General features: G+C 72.2%; 15 protein-coding genes. 7 read left to right on the top strand and 8 right to left on the bottom strand.

Annotated features, from left to right (window positions below; genetic code table 11):
* Window positions 1–197 precede the first annotated feature (197 nt).
* From C892_RS0115935 to C892_RS29045, 3 genes are all read left to right on the top strand, one after another.
* Entirely contained in the window at window positions 198–692 is a 495-nt protein-coding gene (locus tag C892_RS0115935; protein ID WP_017558015.1) for a hypothetical protein, read from the top strand.
* 101 nt (window positions 693–793) lie between these two features.
* Window positions 794–1,165 carry a hypothetical protein gene (locus C892_RS0115930; protein WP_017558014.1) on the top strand — a complete coding sequence of 124 codons (372 nt, stop codon included), beginning with the start codon at window positions 794–796 and terminating at the stop codon, window positions 1,163–1,165.
* Between the two features lie 116 nt (window positions 1,166–1,281).
* Complete coding sequence (locus tag C892_RS29045; RefSeq protein WP_338040864.1) at window positions 1,282–1,893, top strand: HAD family hydrolase; 612 nt, start codon at window positions 1,282–1,284, stop codon at window positions 1,891–1,893.
* 331 nt (window positions 1,894–2,224) lie between these two features.
* On the opposite strand, the gene C892_RS29040 is transcribed toward C892_RS29045, so the two are convergent.
* Together C892_RS29040 and C892_RS0115915 are read right to left on the bottom strand one after the other, a co-directional pair.
* Window positions 2,225–2,512 carry a hypothetical protein gene (locus C892_RS29040; RefSeq protein WP_017558012.1) on the bottom strand — a complete coding sequence of 96 codons (288 nt, stop codon included), beginning with the start codon at window positions 2,510–2,512 and terminating at the stop codon, window positions 2,225–2,227.
* 229 nt (window positions 2,513–2,741) lie between these two features.
* Window positions 2,742–3,062, bottom strand: a complete 321-nt coding sequence (locus C892_RS0115915; RefSeq protein WP_017558011.1) for a hypothetical protein — start codon at window positions 3,060–3,062, stop codon at window positions 2,742–2,744.
* Between the two features lie 153 nt (window positions 3,063–3,215).
* Between C892_RS0115915 and C892_RS0115910 the strand changes: the two genes are divergently transcribed.
* Window positions 3,216–4,040: a helix-turn-helix domain-containing protein gene (locus C892_RS0115910; protein WP_017558010.1), complete on the top strand. Its 825-nt coding sequence runs from the start codon at window positions 3,216–3,218 to the stop codon at window positions 4,038–4,040.
* Window positions 4,041–4,042: 2 nt separating this feature from the next.
* Window positions 4,043–4,222: a DUF397 domain-containing protein gene (locus tag C892_RS0115905; RefSeq protein WP_017558009.1), complete on the top strand. Its 180-nt coding sequence runs from the start codon at window positions 4,043–4,045 to the stop codon at window positions 4,220–4,222.
* 53 nt (window positions 4,223–4,275) lie between these two features.
* Here C892_RS0115905 and msrA read toward each other — a convergent pair whose 3' ends face one another.
* On the bottom strand, window positions 4,276–4,941 hold the full coding sequence (gene msrA, locus C892_RS0115900; protein WP_017558008.1) for a peptide-methionine (S)-S-oxide reductase MsrA: 666 nt from the start codon (window positions 4,939–4,941) through the stop codon (window positions 4,276–4,278).
* A 161-nt stretch (window positions 4,942–5,102) separates the two neighbouring features.
* Between msrA and C892_RS0115895 the strand changes: the two genes are divergently transcribed.
* Window positions 5,103–7,106: a serine hydrolase domain-containing protein gene (locus tag C892_RS0115895; RefSeq protein ID WP_017558007.1), complete on the top strand. Its 2,004-nt coding sequence runs from the start codon at window positions 5,103–5,105 to the stop codon at window positions 7,104–7,106.
* A 448-nt stretch (window positions 7,107–7,554) separates the two neighbouring features.
* A complete protein-coding gene (gene rarD / locus C892_RS0115890; protein WP_017558006.1) occupies window positions 7,555–8,499 on the top strand; it encodes an EamA family transporter RarD in 945 nt (314 codons plus the stop codon).
* On the opposite strand, the gene C892_RS0115885 is transcribed toward rarD, so the two are convergent.
* From C892_RS0115885 to nuoL, 5 genes are all read right to left on the bottom strand, one after another.
* Entirely contained in the window at window positions 8,487–8,963 is a 477-nt protein-coding gene (locus tag C892_RS0115885) for a PRC-barrel domain-containing protein (protein WP_239647407.1), read from the bottom strand. The two genes, rarD and C892_RS0115885, sit on opposite strands and share 13 nt — an antisense overlap.
* A 98-nt stretch (window positions 8,964–9,061) precedes the next feature.
* Window positions 9,062–10,069, bottom strand: a complete 1,008-nt coding sequence (locus tag C892_RS0115880; RefSeq protein WP_026124395.1) for a polyprenyl synthetase family protein — start codon at window positions 10,067–10,069, stop codon at window positions 9,062–9,064.
* 226 nt (window positions 10,070–10,295) lie between these two features.
* Window positions 10,296–11,894: an NADH-quinone oxidoreductase subunit NuoN gene (gene nuoN, locus C892_RS0115875; RefSeq protein WP_017558003.1), complete on the bottom strand. Its 1,599-nt coding sequence runs from the start codon at window positions 11,892–11,894 to the stop codon at window positions 10,296–10,298.
* Window positions 11,891–13,444: an NADH-quinone oxidoreductase subunit M gene (locus tag C892_RS0115870; RefSeq protein ID WP_017558002.1), complete on the bottom strand. Its 1,554-nt coding sequence runs from the start codon at window positions 13,442–13,444 to the stop codon at window positions 11,891–11,893. Before C892_RS0115870 ends, nuoN begins: the two co-directional genes overlap by 4 nt.
* 4 nt (window positions 13,445–13,448) lie before the next feature.
* On the bottom strand, window positions 13,449–15,320 hold the full coding sequence (gene nuoL, locus C892_RS0115865) for an NADH-quinone oxidoreductase subunit L (protein WP_239647417.1): 1,872 nt from the start codon (window positions 15,318–15,320) through the stop codon (window positions 13,449–13,451).
* Window positions 15,321–15,352 lie beyond the last annotated feature (32 nt).

Here is a 15,352-nt window from a genome sequence, read left to right as displayed (position 1 = left end):
CCACGGACAATCGGCGCGTTCGCCTCCAGCACTCCCAGACGGGTCGAGGAATGCACCGATCACCCGCACTCCCATGACGGAAATCTCGGAAAACTCGGTCGTATCAACGGAACATCACTAATGTCGTGGCATGCACGAGAGCAACGGCCCGTCCACAGGCGGGCGGTAGCGGATGTCCACGAACGCGGAGAGGCGCCGTGGTCGCGATCGAGGACCGGATGCGGAAGGTTCTGTCCATCCCCGGGGTGAGCCGGGTCGGCCTGGTCCGGGTCTCCGAAGGCCACGAGATCGTGGCCGCGGGCGACGCGGCCCCGGAACCCGCCCCGGAGGCTGCCGCTCTGCTCCGAGCGGCCCGGGAGGGCCCCGCCTACGCCGGAGACGGTATCGAGCAGCTGGTGGTCACCGACCGGGAGCACCACCTCCTGGTGGCGCCGCTGGACGACGGCGATCTGTGCGTGCAGGTCCGTATGGATCGCTGCGAGGGCCACCTCGGCCTCGCCATGCGCCGACTGCGGGAACTCGCGTCCGCATCGGTGCCCGCGCCTCCTCGACGGCGCCGCACGGCTCGCGACCACTCCCCCGGGTCACCCGTACGGGTCATGGACGATCGGACCGTCCTCGAACGCGTGCTCAACGGTCTTCGGGATCTGAACGCGGACGTTCCGCCGACCCAGGAGGCGGTGGCCCTTTGACCCGCTCCCCTCGTCACACCCTGCCCTCTCGCTTGGCCGCACTGGGCGACAAGGCGGGGCTATCGGGCTTTTTCCGGAGAACACGTATTGGAGTGAGGCAGATGCCCAACATCGAGACCGGCCTGAAGGACATGATGGCGATCGACGGCGCGATCGGCGCCGCGGTGGTCGATTACGGCAGCGGGATGCCGCTGGGGTCGCTCAGCTCGACCTCCCAGCTCGACCTGACGGTCGCCTCGGCCGGCAACACCGAGGTCGTCCGGGCCAAGATGCGGACCATGAGCGACCTGGGACTCCAGGACGCGATCGACGACATCCTGATCACGCTGTCCACCCAGTACCACATCATCCGGCCGCTGACCGGGCGCAAGGGGCAAGGGCTCTTCCTGTACCTGGCGCTGGACCGCGACCGCTCCAACCTCGCCCTGGCCCGCCACCGCCTCAAGGGCGTCGAGGAGAACCTGGACGTCTGACCCCTCGACGAGCCCCGGACGCCCGCCGGGCGGGCCCCAGGCCCGTCCGGCCCCGTACCCGCTCCCCTCCTATAGCGTGCGCGACGTATCACGTTCCAGGAGGGGGGCGGGGCGGCATGTTCTCGGCGCTACTGGTGGACTGGCGCGGCACCCTGGCGGTGCCCCTGACCGAAGAACAGTGGATCGGCGCAGCATTGGGACTGCCGTCGAGACCGGCGGCCCCTTCGGACATCGCATCGGTCTCAGCCTGCCTCGCCGCAGCAGATGCCGGGAGGCGCCTGCTCACCCCCGGCATGGACGCTGATCCCGAAATGCATCGGCGCGTGTTCACGGACGTCCTCTCGGACGCCGGCCTCGACCCGGACCTGTCCGAGGCCCTGTACGAGGTGGAATCCGACCCGCTCAACGAGCTGGTCGCCGACGACGCACCCGATTTCCTGGCCCGGACCCGCGCCTCCGGCGTCCGGATCGCGGTCGTCAGCGACGTCCATGTCGACGGCTACGCGCTGTCGTACGAGCACGGCGCCGAGAAGCCCGACCTGCGCCTGTTCGAAGCGGCCTTGAGCATGGTGGGCGCCTGCCCGGGCGAGGCCCTGATGGTCGGCGACCGGTACACCCACGACGGCGGCGCCACCGCCCTGCGCATGGCCGCACTCATCCTGCCGCCCCTGACCGCCAGGACCGAGCGCCGGCTCCACCTGGCAGAACGGCTCCTCGCTCCCCCTTGACGAACAGCCCGCCGAACGCCTTACCGAGAGCGGTACGACGCATCCCCGATACACCGGACCACCCGATACGGCGATAAAGGCCGTGTGAGTCGACTCCCAGCTCCCTGGTCAGCGCCGAGAGCCCGTCGACGGCCCTCGGCAGCGCCTCCCTTGCAGCCTCCGCCTCGCCCGCAGCGGGCACGAGCGACTTCGGGACCATGCCCATTCCTCTCCGAGTCCAGCAGAACGGGTCATTCGCGTTGGCCGCAATTACGAGGCCACGCGGACAGGTCGTGTTGATCTCGGGGAAGTCGGCCTTGTACCGGCCGGTATTACCCCGACTTCCCCGAGATCAACACGGGTTCGTCCGGGTGGGGGTCCGGGGTGCCGCCCCCCGTCCGCGCGGGCGGGGGCGGTTGGTGCGTTGCCAGACGAGCATCGTGATCGCGTCGAGCGTCGGGCGCTCATACAGGCCGGAGGCGTCCATCGCGTAGAAGCGGCCGGAGGTCTCCCCGAACCAGATCACCAACTGCGGGTACCGGGCCTGCAGCCGCGCAGCGGCGGCGTGGGCGTCGGCGTGCTCCGGCGAACGCCCCCAACGCGTCGTGCTCGGGGCGGGCTTCGTCGTGGTGAGGGACATGTCGTCGGCTCCTCGGTGTCCTGCGGGCGCGCTCCCCGGCCGTGGGAGCGGTCGCGGGGCGCGGTCGTTCGCGGGTATTCGCTGGTCAGTGCCTCCCGTCGCGGGAGGGGCCCGGCGCTCGGGCCGGTCTGCGGGTGCCCCGGTACGGGGAAGTGCACCGGGGCACCCGCGGACCGTGCGGCCCCCTCGTTCCGCACGGGCCGGGATCGAGTCGGTGAGGCTCCGGGCGTCACCGGGCGAGGGCGGCGTCGCGTTTCGCGGCCGCCAGTGCGAACGCACAGCGGGCGCAGGTAGCGGCGTGCGCCTCGATCACGCCGGCCCGCTCGCGGACCAGCAGGCGGAGCAGCGGGATCGGTCCCTTGGCGTGCTCACGGAAGCCGAGGAGGCGGGCGCACCTCGGCGGGACGGGGCGGCAGAACACCGCGTGATAGGTCGCGGGGCCGCAGGGGGCGTCGGTGCGGAAGAACAGCCACCCGCGCGGAGTGAACTCGTCCCGCAGCTCCGGGCAGGGGTGCCGGGGGTTGTTCCGGGGATCGGTGATCGGGTTCATTCGGCGGAACCTCGGACGCCGGTCGTGTTCATATTCAAGAGCATCGCCGGGACAACATCCGAGGTGAAGGGGGTTGTTCAGGGTCCGACGGCGTTCCCTGCGAGTTGAAATTTCCGGGAAAAAGTTCCGCTGACACCGGAGATGTGCTGTGGTATGAGCATGCCCCCCGAGCAGCGCACCGCTCCGCCGCACATGCTTGAGAAGTACGGTCGCGAAGTCCGACGCGCCCGTAACGACGCCGGGTATACACAGGCCGCGTTGGCCAGACGGGTCCGGAGCAGCAAGACGCAGATCTCCAACCTGGAGAACGGGAAGGCGGACCCGTCCAAGAAGCTCCGCGCGGCCCTGGACGAGGCGATCGGTGATGGCCGATTGAGCCGTGTGTGGGACGACCTCACCGGGGACGGACGGCCCGAGTGGCTTGACGAGATCGCAGCGGCGATCAGGGATGCGGACGCCGTCTACGAGTACCAGGCCTTGGCGTTCCCGAGTTATCTGCAGACAGGCTCCTACGCCCGCGCCGTCATCCGGCATGCCGCCCCGTGGATGTCTCCGGACGAACTCGACACCCGTACGAAGGAGCGGGTCGAACGGGCACACAGCATGCAGGAAAGCCTGCGGCCTATGCTGTGGCTCGTCGTCGACGAGTCACTACTGAAGCGACGCTACGGAGGCTCCGAAGCGTCGCGAGAGCAGCTGGCATACGTCGCGGCTCTCGCTGAGCGGGAGCGTCTGACACTTCAAGTCGTGCCTATAGACCACCCAAAGCACCCCGGCAACGCCGGGGCCTTCCGAGTGCTCACCATGCGAGATGGCCCCGACATGGCGTACGTAGAGAGCGCAGAAGAAGGACGGACCCTCACGAGTTCGACAGCAGTAGCCCGGCGTCGCATGCTGTTCGCGGCCCTACAGGGCGTGGCATTGGACCCGGAAGCGTCCGTGAGGGCGGTTCACGAAGAGATGATGAGGATTGACTAGCGATGTCTGCTGAATGGCACAAGTCCAGCTACAGCGGCGGTACCAATGACTGCGTCGAAGTCCGCGAGTACGCACACGGTGCCGACCTCCGCGACACCAAGCACAGGGACGCCGGGCACCTCTCGTTCCCCGTGGGCGAGTGGGGGGCCTTCCTCCAGGACCTCCGAAGCGAGCGCTTCTAGCCGAACATGCGGCAGGCCCCCGACACCGTTGCGCCGGGGGCCTGCGTCGGCTCTCACCCGTCGGTGCGCGCCACACCGATCGGGCAGGAGGCGCCCGTGCCTCCCACCCCGCAATAGCCGTTGGGGTTCTTCGCGTCGCTCAGGTACTGCTGGTGGAAGGGCTCGGCGAAGTAGAACGGGCCCGCCTCCACGATCTCGGTGGTGATGGGGCCGTAACCGGAGCGGGTCAGGACCGGCTGGAAGGCGTCGCGGGACGCCTCGGCCGCCGCGCGCTGGGGCTCGTCGTGGTACAGGATCATGGACCGGTACTGGGTGCCCACGTCGTTGCCCTGGCGCATGCCCTGGGTCGGGTCGTGGCCCTCCCAGAACACCTTCAGCAGCTCCTCGTAGGTGATCTTCCGCGGGTCGAAGACCACGCGCACCGCCTCGGTGTGGCCGGTGCGCCCGGAGCAGACCTCTTCGTAGGTGGGGTTGGGCGTGTAGCCGCCCTGGTAGCCGACGGCCGTGGTGATGATGCCGCGCTCGGCGCCCAGCCGCCAGAACGTGCGCTCCACACCCCAGAAGCAGCCCATGCCGAAGTCGGCGATGCTGCTCCCCTCGGGGTAGGGCGGCGCGAGCGGGGTCCCCAGGACCTCGTGGCGCTCCGGAACCGGCATCGGTGTGTCCCGGCCGGGCAGCGCCCGCTCCGGGTCGATCATGGTGCTCTTCTGCCCGAACATGCCTCCACGGTATCCGCCCGCTCGCCCTGGCCCCAGGGTTGCGGGTAGGGCCTGGCCCACCCGGAGACGGGCCCCTGGCGCACTGACCGGGGCCCGGGCCGGTGCCTACGTTCGTGGGGAACGAGCCCCGATCGTGCGCCGACCCCCACCGGAGGCCCCCGATGCCTTTCCCGTTCCGCATACCGGCGGCGGCCGCGGTGCTGCTCGCCGTCGCGATCCCCACGGCCCCCGCGCTGCCCGGGGCCCCCTCGTCCACCGCCCCCGCCGGGCCCGCCGACGCAGTGCAGGCGCGGGCGGACACCCCGGACACCCCGGACTCCGAGGAGGTGCGCGCCTTCCTCGACGAGCGCGTGCCCGCGCTCATGGAGGAGCACGGCGTCCCCGGCGCCGGCGTCTCCGTCGTCGGCGGCGGGGAGGTCCTGGCCGCCGAGGGCTACGGCGGCGCCGACCTGGAGGCGGGCGAGCCGGTGGACCCCGGCCGCACCGCCTTCCCCACGGCGTCGATCGCCAAGTCCTTCACCGCCGCGGCGGTCGTGGAGCTGGCCGAGCGCGGCGAGGTCGACCTGGACGCGGACGTCAACACCTACCTGCCCGAGGACGAACGGCTCCCGGACGACCCCCGCGGGCCGGTCACCCTGCACCACCTGCTCACCCACACCGCCGGGTTCGCCGAGCAGCTCGACGGCCTGCGCGCCCCCTCCGAGGCGGAGATCCTCCCGCTCGGCCGCTACGTCGCCGACCTGCGCCCCGATCGCATCCACCCGCCGGGCCGCTACACCGGATACTCCAACTACGGCTACGTGGTGGCCGGCCGGGTCGTGGAGCAGGTGACCGGGGAGCCCTTCGGCCCCTACATCGAGCGGACCCTCTTCGAACCGCTCGGCATGGAGCACACCGCGTTCGGCGGACCCGACACGGTCGGCGCACGCCTGGACCTTCCGGCCCTGTACGGCTCCGGGCAGGACGGCCGCGAGCGCCTGGAGTACGAGTACATCAACGGCGCCCCGGCCGGGAGCGCCTTCTCCACCCCCGCCGACATGGCGGTCTTCATGCTGGAGCTGCTGCGCGAGCGCCCCGCCGGCGGGGACGTGCTCACCGACGGCGCGGTGGAGGCGATGCTCGGCCGCCAGGCGGCCAACGATCCGCGCCTGACCGGGAGCGGCTACGGGGCGTGGGAGCTGCGCACGGACGACCCGCGCGCGATCGGCCACGGCGGCGACGGCCCCGGCGTGCACACCCAGTACGCGCTCGTCCCCGAGGACGGCGCCGGGATCTTCGTGGCCGCCAACGGCGACGGGACCTCCGAGGGCATGTTCACCCTCCGGGACGACCTCGTCCGCGCGTACCTGGAGCGGTTCCACGGCGCCGGGCCGCCGGAGGCCGGAGGCGGGGGGCAGGACGGCGGACTGGAGCGCTATGCGGGCACCTACTCGATGACGCGCATCCCCCACCGCGAACCCGCCGAGGCGCTCTACGCCGCCCTGCAGACCCGGGTGAGCGCGCACGGGGACCGCCTGCGCACGGTCGACCCGCTGTCCGGGGCGGCGGAGTGGCGCCCCGCCGGGGAGGGCGTCTTCCACGCGGTCGGGGGCGACGCCGCCGAGCAGGGCTTCAGGCTGGTCTTCATCGAGGAGGACGGCCGGGTCACGGCCATGGGCATGGACCACATCCCGTCCAACGCCTTCGAACGGGTGCCCTGGTACCGCGACGCCCTGGTCCAGGGCGCCGCGGCGGCGGCCTCCCTCGCGCTGGCGCTGTCGACGCTCGTGTGGCCGGTCGGCGCCGCGGTGCGCCGCCTCCGGGGCCGCCGGTCGCAGGGGCACCGCGCCGGAGCGGCGTCGCCCCTGGCCGTCGGCGCACGCTTCGTTGCGGGGCTGGCGTCGGCCCTGGCCGTCGCCCTGGTGGCGGGCTCCGGCGCCGCCCTGGTACTGCAGGGGATCGGCCCGGGTACGGCGCTCTTCCCGCCGTACCCGCCGCTGCTGACGGCCCCGATGACGGCGGCGCTCCCGCTGACGGCCGCGGCGGCGGTCCTCGCCGTGCCCGCCTGGGTACGCGGCTGGTGGGGGCCGGCCGCGCGGGTGCACTACACCCTGGTGGTCGCGGCACTGGGGGTGCTGTCGGCCCTCGCCCTGGCCTACGGCTTCACGGTCCTGCCGGGGGGCTGAGGGCGCGCCTCGGGCCGCCGCTGCGGGCCCCGCCGTCCGGAACGGACGGCGGGGCCCGTTCGGGTTCACGGCATCGGGCGTGGTGTCCCGCTCCCTCTGCCCGGGGCCGCCCCGCGGGGCAGGAGTACGGCCGATCCCCCTCTTCGCCCCTTCTGCCGGCCGGGAGAGGGCATCGATCGTGGTGGTCTCACCACGTCAGACCGCCGATAGTGGTGATACCGCCACGGTCGACGGCCCGATGGCACCGCCCACCGGAATCGAGCGGACGGTCAGCGGTCGCCCCTCTACTCGGCCGCCGTCGGCGCCGGGGTGACGACGCCCGGACGACGGTGACGCCCCTCGCCGGGAAGACCCCGTTCGACCTGGGAATTCACCCGTCAACGCGGCTAATGCCGGTCGTTAGCAGATCTAACTACCGCTCATCGGATGTTTCCCCTACTCTGCTGGGGTGTCCGAGACCGATCGCGGCGTGCTCCTCGGGGCCAGCGCCTACCTCATGTGGGGCCTGACCACCCTCTACTGGCCCCTGCTCGAACCCTCCGCTCCGCTGGAGATCCTCGCCCACCGGATGGTGTGGTCCCTGCTGGTCGTGGGGGTGCTCGTGTCCCTGCGGCGGAGCTGGCGGCCGGTGCTGGCGGCGCTGCGCACCCCGCGGCAGCTGCTCGTGCTCACCGCCGCGGCGGCGGTCATCTCCGTCAACTGGGGCCTGTTCATCGTCGCCGTGAACTCCGGCCAGACCTCCCAGGCCGCCCTCGGCTACTTCATCAACCCCCTGGTCAGCGTGGTGCTGGGGGTGCTCGTCTTCGCCGAGCGACTGCGCCCCGCCCAGTGGACCGCCATCGCGCTGGGCGCCGTCGCGGTCGCGGTGCTCACCTACGCCTACGGCGGCGTCCCCTGGTACTCGCTCGGGATGGCGTTCTCCTTCGCCACCTACGGCCTGGTCAAGCGCTTCACCACGCTCGACGGCCTGCAGAGCCTCACCGTCGAGACGCTGCTGATGCTCCTGCCCGCGGTGGCCTACGTGGTCCACCTGGAGTCGTCGGGAGCCGGGACCTTCGCCTCCCTGTCCCCCGCGCACACCCTGCTGCTGGTGGGCAGCGGCATCGCCACCGCCGTGCCGCTCATGTGCTTCGGCGCGGCCAACCGCCGCATCCCGCTCAGCATGATCGGGCTGCTGCAGTTCGTCGTCCCGGTGATGCAGTTCCTCTTCGCCTGGCTGGTCTTCGACGAGCCGCTGCCGCTCAGCCGCTGGATCGGCTTCGGGGTCGTCTGGGTCGCCCTCGTCGTCTTCGCCACGGACATGCTCCGCAACGCCCGGCGCACCCCGCGGCCCGAGCCCGAGCCGGAGCAGACCGCCCGACCCGGCGCCCAGCCCGACGCTCAGCCCAACTGATCGACGTGCTCCTCGCCCACGTCCCCCGGGTCCGGCTTGCGGTGCCGGCCCCGGGGCCGGTCCTCCGCTCGTGGTACGGGCACCTCCGGCGCCAGCCCGTAGTGCGCGAAGACGGCGTCCTCCTGCTCGACCGAGATGTGCCGGTCGACGGCGAAGCTCGGCGCGCTGCGCACGGTCTCGGCGTCGAAGGGCACCTGCAGCCCCTCGTCGACCACGTGCGCCCCGCGCAGCGGGACGAAGCTCTCCCCGGTCCCGAACACCCCGGTGCGCACGGTCACCCAGGCCGGTTCGCGGGTCCGGTCGTCGAAGAACACCTGCCCGATCCGGCCCACCACGGTGCCGCCGGAGTCCAGCAGCCGGTTCCCGACCAGCCGCCGCGCCCCCGAATAGTCCGCCACGGCGTCCACCCCCCGGTGCCTCTGCCCGGCGTCCTGCCAGGTCAGATGCGGTGCTTCCCTCCGCACCGGGGGTTCATGCCGGGGATTGCCAGGGCCTTACGCACCCGGGGACGGGGCGTGACCCGGCGGGCTCTGCGACAGGCCGCTCAGGACGCTCGACCGGCTCAGCCCGTGCGCTCCACCACGTAGTCGCACAGCGCCTCGAACGCCTCCCGCGCCGGACCCTTGGGCAGCGGGGCCAGCTCGGTGCGCGCCCGGTCCGCCCAGCCGCGCATCTCCGCGCGCGCCTGCTCCATGGCCGTGTGCGCGCGCAGCAGCCCCAGCGCCTCGTGCGCCTCCTCCTCGTCCAAGGGGCGGCCCAGCAGCGAGCGCAGGCGCGCGTCGGCGGGGTCGGTGCCGCGCAGCGCGTAGAACATGGGCAGAGTGAGCACGCCCTCGCGCAGGTCGGTGCCGGGGGTCTTGCCCGAGTCGCGGGGGTCCCCGGCCACGTCCAGGATGTCGTCGGAGAGCTGGAAGGCCATGCCCAGTGCCTCGCCCGCGCTGGTGAGCGCCTCGATCACGTCGGGGTCGGCCTTGCCGAAGATCGCGCCGAACCGCGCCGAGGAGGCGATGAGCGAGGCCGTCTTGTCCGCGATCACCTGCATGTAGTGGTCGAGCGGGTCGGTGCCCTCGGCCGGCCCGGCGGTCTCCAGGATCTGCCCCTGCACCAGGCGCCCGAAGGTCTGCGCCTGCAGCCGCACCGCGTCGGTGCCCAGGTCGGCCAGCATCTCCGAGGCCCGGGCGAAGACGAAGTCCCCGGTGAGGATCGCCACGGAGTTGCCCCAGCGCTGGTTGGCACTGGTGTGGCCGCGGCGCATCTCCGCCTCGTCCATCACGTCGTCGTGGTAGAGCGTGGCCACGTGGGTGAGCTCGACCACGGCCGCGGCCGGGACCAGCTCGGGGTTGCCGGCCGCCCCGCCGAACCGCGCGGACAGCAGCACCAGCGTCGCCCGGAACCGCTTGCCCCCCGCCTCCAGCAGGTGGGCGGCGGCCTCCCGGAGCAGCGGGTCGCTGGCGGCCACCGTGTCCCGCAGCGTCTCCTCGACCCGCACCAGGTCGGCCTGGACCTCTTGGGCGAGCACCGGGTCGATACTCGGCAGAGCGAGGAAACCGCTCGGGACAGCACCGCTCACCAGAAAGCTCCACACGTCAACGGGGCGCGCACCACCCCGGATCCGGCCTGGCGCCGGTCCGGCATATCGCGCGCTCTCGGGATGAACATCGACCGACTTGCCAAGTTATCGGACCCGGGTTGAAGAGCCAAAGCCACCCACCGCCCGTGAACCGCCGGTGACCTCCTGCGGCGCGGACCCCCCGGCGCCGCCCGGGCACCGGCGGGTCCGCGCCGCCCGAGCGGTGTCACCGTGTGAAGACCCCGGCGGTGGCCACCGCCTCCTGCCCGGGCTCGGGCACCAGGTGGTCCAGGACCGGTGTGGGGTAGATCCCCAGCACCAGGGTGGCGGCCACGCCCACGCCGATCGCGGTACCGGTGAGCGCCCCGGCCCGGGCGGTGTGCACCGTCCCCTCGGCGGACGGTTCGGCGAAGTACATCAGCACGATGATGCGCACGTAGAAGAACGCGGTCACCGCGCTGCTGAGCACGCCGACCACCACCAGCGGCACCGCGCCGGCGGCCACCGCCGCCTCGAACACCGCGAACTTGCCGATGAACCCGCTGGTCAGCGGGATGCCGGCGAAGGCCAGCAGGAACAGCGCCAGGGCGCCGGCCAGCGCCGGGGAGGTGCGGCCCAGCCCGGCCCACCGGGACAGGTCCCCCGCCTCGGGGCCGCCCTCGTGCGTGCGCACCAGGGTGACCACGGCGAAGGCGCCGACGGTGGTGAAGCCGTAGGCCGCCAGGTAGAACATGGCCCCGGCCAGCCCCGCGGAGTCCGCGGCGACCACCGCGGTCAGCACGAACCCGGCGTGCACCACCGAGGAGTAGGCCAGCAGCCGCTTGATGTCGCGCTGGGTCACGGCCACCACCGCGGCCAGCACCATGGTGAGGATCGCCACCACCCAGATCATCGGCCGCCAGGCCTCGGCGGTGTCCCCGAAGGCGGTGAAGAACACCCGCAGCAGCGCCCCGAAGGCCGCGACCAGGGTGCCCGAGGCCATCAGCGCGGTGATCGGGGTGGGCGCCCCCTGGTAGACGTCGGGCTTCCAGTTGTGGAAGGGCACCGCGCCGACCTTGAACAGCAGCCCCGCCCCGACCAGGGCGATCCCGAGCAGCAGCAGCGGCTCCCCGCCGCCGCCCTCGAACGCGCCGCCCCCGCCGGCCCGGACCGCCTCGGCGACCCCGGCGTAGTTCACCGTCCCGGAGAACCCGTACACCAGCGCGATGCCGAACAGGAAGAACGCCGAGGAGAACGCGCCCAGCAGGAAGTACTTGACCGCCGCCTCCTGGGAGAACAGCCGGCGGCGCCGCGCCAGCCCGCACAGCAGGTACAGCGGGAGGCTCATCACCTCCAGGGCGATGAACAGGGTGAGGAAGTCGTTGGCGGCCGGGAACAGCAGCATGCCCAGCACCGCGAACAGCACCAGGGGGTAGACCTCGGTGTGCTCGGAGCCGGCGAGCACGTGCGCGCGCTCCTCCTCGCTGCCGGGGACCGCCGCCGCCTGCGCGGCGAACGCGTCCTCGCCCTCCCGCCGCTCGGCGATCAGCAGCAGCGCGATCGCGGCCATCACCAGGATCGTGCCCTGGAAGAACAGCGCCGGGCGGTCGACCGCCACCGCGCCCATGGCCAGCGTGGTGCCCTCCGCGGGCACCGAGCCGACCTGCAGCACGGTCAGCACGAACGCCGCGACCAGCGCGGCCGCGGTCAGCCCCAGCTGCACCGGGCGCCGCCGCGCCTTGGGGGCGAAGGCCTCCACCAGGACGGCGAGCACCCCCGCCCCGAAGACGGTCAGCATCGGGGCGAGCAGCCAGTAGTCGATGGCCGGTGGTGCGTCGGTGATCACTCGTGGGCTCCTTCCTCGCCGCCCGCGACGGGGCCCGCCCCGTCGACCGCGGGCGCGGGGTCGACGGCGTCCAGCTGGACCATGGTGCGCTCCACCGCGGGCTCGGCGGCGTCCAGCATCGGCTGCGGGTAGACGCCCAGCAGCACGATGAGCGCGGCGAGCGGGGCGATCGCCGCCACCTCCCGCGCATCGAGGTCGCGCAGGCCGGCCAGCCGCTCGGGGACCGGGCCGGTCATGGTGCGCTGGTACATCCACAGGATGTAGAGGGCCGCCAGCACCACCCCGACCGCGGCGATGACCGCCGGGACCGGGTTGAAGGCGTAGGTGCCGACGAACACCAGGAACTCGCTGACGAACGGCGCCAGCCCGGGCAGCGCCAGCCCGGCGAGCCCGGCCAGCAGGAAGGTCCCCGCCAGTACCGGGGCCACCTTCTGCACCCCCTGGTAGTCGCCGATCGCCGCCGACCCCCGGCGGGCGAGCAGGAACCCGACGATCAGGAACAGCGCCCCGGTCGCGAAGCCGTGGTTGATCATGTACAGGGCCGCACCGGACTGGGCCTGGGTGGTCATCGCGAAGATCCCCAGGGTGATGAACCCGAAGTGGGAGACCGAGGTGAAGGCGATCAGCCGCATCATGTCGCTCTGCCCGATCGCCAGCACCGCGCCGTAGACGATGCTGACCAGGCTCAGCGCCACCGCCGGCCACACGAACCAGGTGGCGGCCCCGGGGAACAGCTCCAGGCAGTACCGGAGCATGCCGTAGGTGCCGACCTTGTCCAGCACCCCGACCAGCAGCACCGCGGTGCCCGGCCGGGAGGAGGCCGCCGCGCTCGGCAGCCAGCTGTGCAGCGGCCACATCGGCGCCTTGATCGCGAAGGCGATGAAGAAGCCGAGGAAGAGCCAGCGCGCCGCGGCCGGGTCGACCTGGGCCAGCGCGCCGCCGGCCAGGTCGCTCCACAGGAAGGTGCCGCCGTAGACGTACACCCCGATGACCGCGACCAGCATCAGCAGTCCGCCGGCCAGGCTGTAGAGCAGGAACGTGACCGCGGCCCGGCGCCGCTCGGCGCCCCGCCCGTAGCGCCCGATCATGAAGTAGACCGGGATCAGCATGGCCTCGAAGAAGACGTAGAACAGGAAGACGTCGGTCGCCGCGAAGACGCCGATCATCATCGCTTCCAGGAGCAGGATCAGGCCGAAGTAGCCCTTGTCCCCGTCGTCGGCGTCGTCGCACTCGTGCCAGGCGGCCAGGATCACCAGCGGCACCAGCACCGCCGACATCAGGATCAGCATCAGCGCGATGCCGTCCACGCCCAGGGCGTAGTTGATCCCGAACCGGGGGATCCAGGGGTGCACCTCCTGGAACTGCAGCCGGTCGGCGGCGGCCGTGGAGAAGTTCGACGCCATCGCGGCCATCAGCGCCAGCGTGCCCAGGGACACGCCCAGCGCGATGCGCTTGGCCAGCCCGGGGGCCCCGCGCGGGACCAGCGCCACGGCCAGCGCGCCCAGCGCCGGCAGTGCCAGTCCCAGTGTCAGCCAGGGGATGTCGGTCATCGGCTCAAATCCTCACTGCCAGCGTGGCGACGACGACGGCGGCGCCGAACAGCATGGTCAGCGCATAGGTGCGGGCGAACCCGGTCTGGGCGCGCCGGAGCCCGCCGGAGGTGTCCCGGACCCCCGAGGCCACCCCCCGCACCGCACCGTCGACGACGTGGGTGTCGATGGCGACCAGCGCCTCGGTGACGGCCTGCCCCGGACGCATGAGCAGGCCCTCGTTGATCTGGTTGCCGTAGAGCTCGTTGCGCGCGGCCACGGTGACGAGATTGCCCGCCGGGGCGGTGCGCGGCACCGGGGCGCGCCCGTACATGAACCACGCCACCGCGGCGCCGGCGACCATCAGGCCCAGCGCGGCCAGCGCCGGCCCGCTGGTGAACAGCGCCGCGAAGTGGAACTCGTGGTGCTTCTCGGGGGCGCCCACGGCCGGCTCCAGGAAGTGGGCGAAGCGGTAGCCGTAGACGAGCACGGCCCCCAGCCCCACCGACCCGACGGCCAGCACCACCATGGGCGCGGTCATCGAGACCGGGGACTCGTGCGGGTGCACGCCCTCGTCCCAGCGCTTCTCGCCGAAGAAGGTCATGATCATCACGCGCGTCATGTAGAACGCGGTGAGCCCGGCGCCGGCCAGCGCGCACCAGCCCAGGACCTGGCCCATGGCGCCGCCGGCCCCGAAGGCCGCCTCGATGATCCCCTCCTTGGTCCACCAGCCCGACATCAGCGGGAACCCGATGATGGCGAGGTAGCCCAGGCCGAAGGTGGCGAAGGTGACCGGCATGGCCCGGCGCAGGCCGCCGTAGCGGCGCATGTCCACCTCGTCGTTCATGCCGTGCATGACCGACCCGGCGCCCAGGAACAGCCCGGCCTTGAAGAAGCCGTGGGTGACCAGGTGCGCGATGGCGACCGCGTACCCGGCCGGGCCCAGCCCGGCGGCCAGCGTCATGTAGCCGATCTGGCTCATGGTCGACCCGGCCAGGGCCTTCTTGATGTCGTCCTTGGCGCACCCGATGACCGCCCCGGCCAGCAGGGTGGCCGCGCCGACCACCGCCACGGTCGCCTGTGCGGCGGGCGCCGCCTCGAAGACCGGGCCCGCCCGCACGATCAGGTAGACCCCGGCGGTGACCATGGTCGCCGCGTGGATCAGCGCGGACACCGGGGTGGGGCCCTCCATGGCGTCCAGCAGCCAGGACTGCAGCGGCAGCTGGGCGGACTTGCCGCAGGCGCCGAGCAGCAGGAGCAGCCCGACGGCGGTCAGCACGCCCTGCCCGGCCCCGTCCAGGCGCGCGAACACCTCGGAGAAGGTCACGGTGCCGAAGGTGGAGAACATCACCATGACGGCGATCAGCAGGCCCATGTCGCCGACCCGGTTGACCAGGAAGGCCTTCTTGGCCGCCACCGCCGCCGAGGTCTTGTGCTGCCAGAACCCGATGAGCAGGTAGGAGGCCAGGCCCACGCCCTCCCAGCCCAGGAAGAGCAGCACGAAGTTGTCGGCCAGCACCAGCACCAGCATCGCGGCCACGAACAGGTTCAGGTAGGCGAAGAACCGGCGCCGCCGCTCGTCGTGGGCCATGTAGCCCACGGAGTAGACGTGGATGAGCGTGCCCACCCCGGTGATGAGCAGCACGAAGCTGATCGAGAGCGGGTCCAGCAGCAGGTCGGCGCCGATGCTCAGGTCCCCGGAGGAGAACCAGGTGTAGACCGGCACCGCGATGCTGCGCTCGTGTTCGCCGCGGCCGAGCATCTCGACCAGGGCGAGCACCGCCCACACGAAGCTTCCCGCGGGCAGCGCCACCGCGAGCCAGTGGCCCCACCCGTCGGTGCGCCGGCCGCCCAGCAGCAGGACGGCCGCGCCCAGCAGGGGCAGCGCGATGAGCATCCAGGCGCCGCCGAGCACGAGGGAGTTGTCAG

Source organism: Nocardiopsis baichengensis YIM 90130, assembly GCF_000341205.1.
Taxonomy (GTDB): domain Bacteria; phylum Actinomycetota; class Actinomycetes; order Streptosporangiales; family Streptosporangiaceae; genus Nocardiopsis_A; species Nocardiopsis_A halophila.
This window is presented reverse-complemented; position numbering and strand designations above follow the sequence as displayed.

What these genes read in the sequence shown, in the direction of transcription:
- C892_RS0115905 (WP_017558009.1), top strand. Translation starts at nt 4,043, where the DNA reads ATGTCTGCTGAATGGCACAAGTCCAGCTACAGCGGCGGTACCAATGAC.
- nuoL (WP_239647417.1), bottom strand. Translation starts at nt 15,320, where the DNA reads ATGCTCATCGCGCTGCCCCTGCTGGGCGCGGCCGTCCTGCTGCTGGGC.
- C892_RS0115870 (WP_017558002.1), bottom strand. Translation starts at nt 13,444, where the DNA reads ATGACCGACATCCCCTGGCTGACACTGGGACTGGCACTGCCGGCGCTG.
- msrA (WP_017558008.1), bottom strand. Translation starts at nt 4,941, where the DNA reads ATGTTCGGGCAGAAGAGCACCATGATCGACCCGGAGCGGGCGCTGCCC.
- C892_RS29040 (WP_017558012.1), bottom strand. Translation starts at nt 2,512, where the DNA reads ATGTCCCTCACCACGACGAAGCCCGCCCCGAGCACGACGCGTTGGGGG.
- C892_RS29045 (WP_338040864.1), top strand. Translation starts at nt 1,282, where the DNA reads ATGTTCTCGGCGCTACTGGTGGACTGGCGCGGCACCCTGGCGGTGCCC.
- C892_RS0115915 (WP_017558011.1), bottom strand. Translation starts at nt 3,062, where the DNA reads ATGAACCCGATCACCGATCCCCGGAACAACCCCCGGCACCCCTGCCCG.
- C892_RS0115895 (WP_017558007.1), top strand. Translation starts at nt 5,103, where the DNA reads ATGCCTTTCCCGTTCCGCATACCGGCGGCGGCCGCGGTGCTGCTCGCC.
- C892_RS0115930 (WP_017558014.1), top strand. Translation starts at nt 794, where the DNA reads ATGCCCAACATCGAGACCGGCCTGAAGGACATGATGGCGATCGACGGC.
- C892_RS0115910 (WP_017558010.1), top strand. Translation starts at nt 3,216, where the DNA reads ATGAGCATGCCCCCCGAGCAGCGCACCGCTCCGCCGCACATGCTTGAG.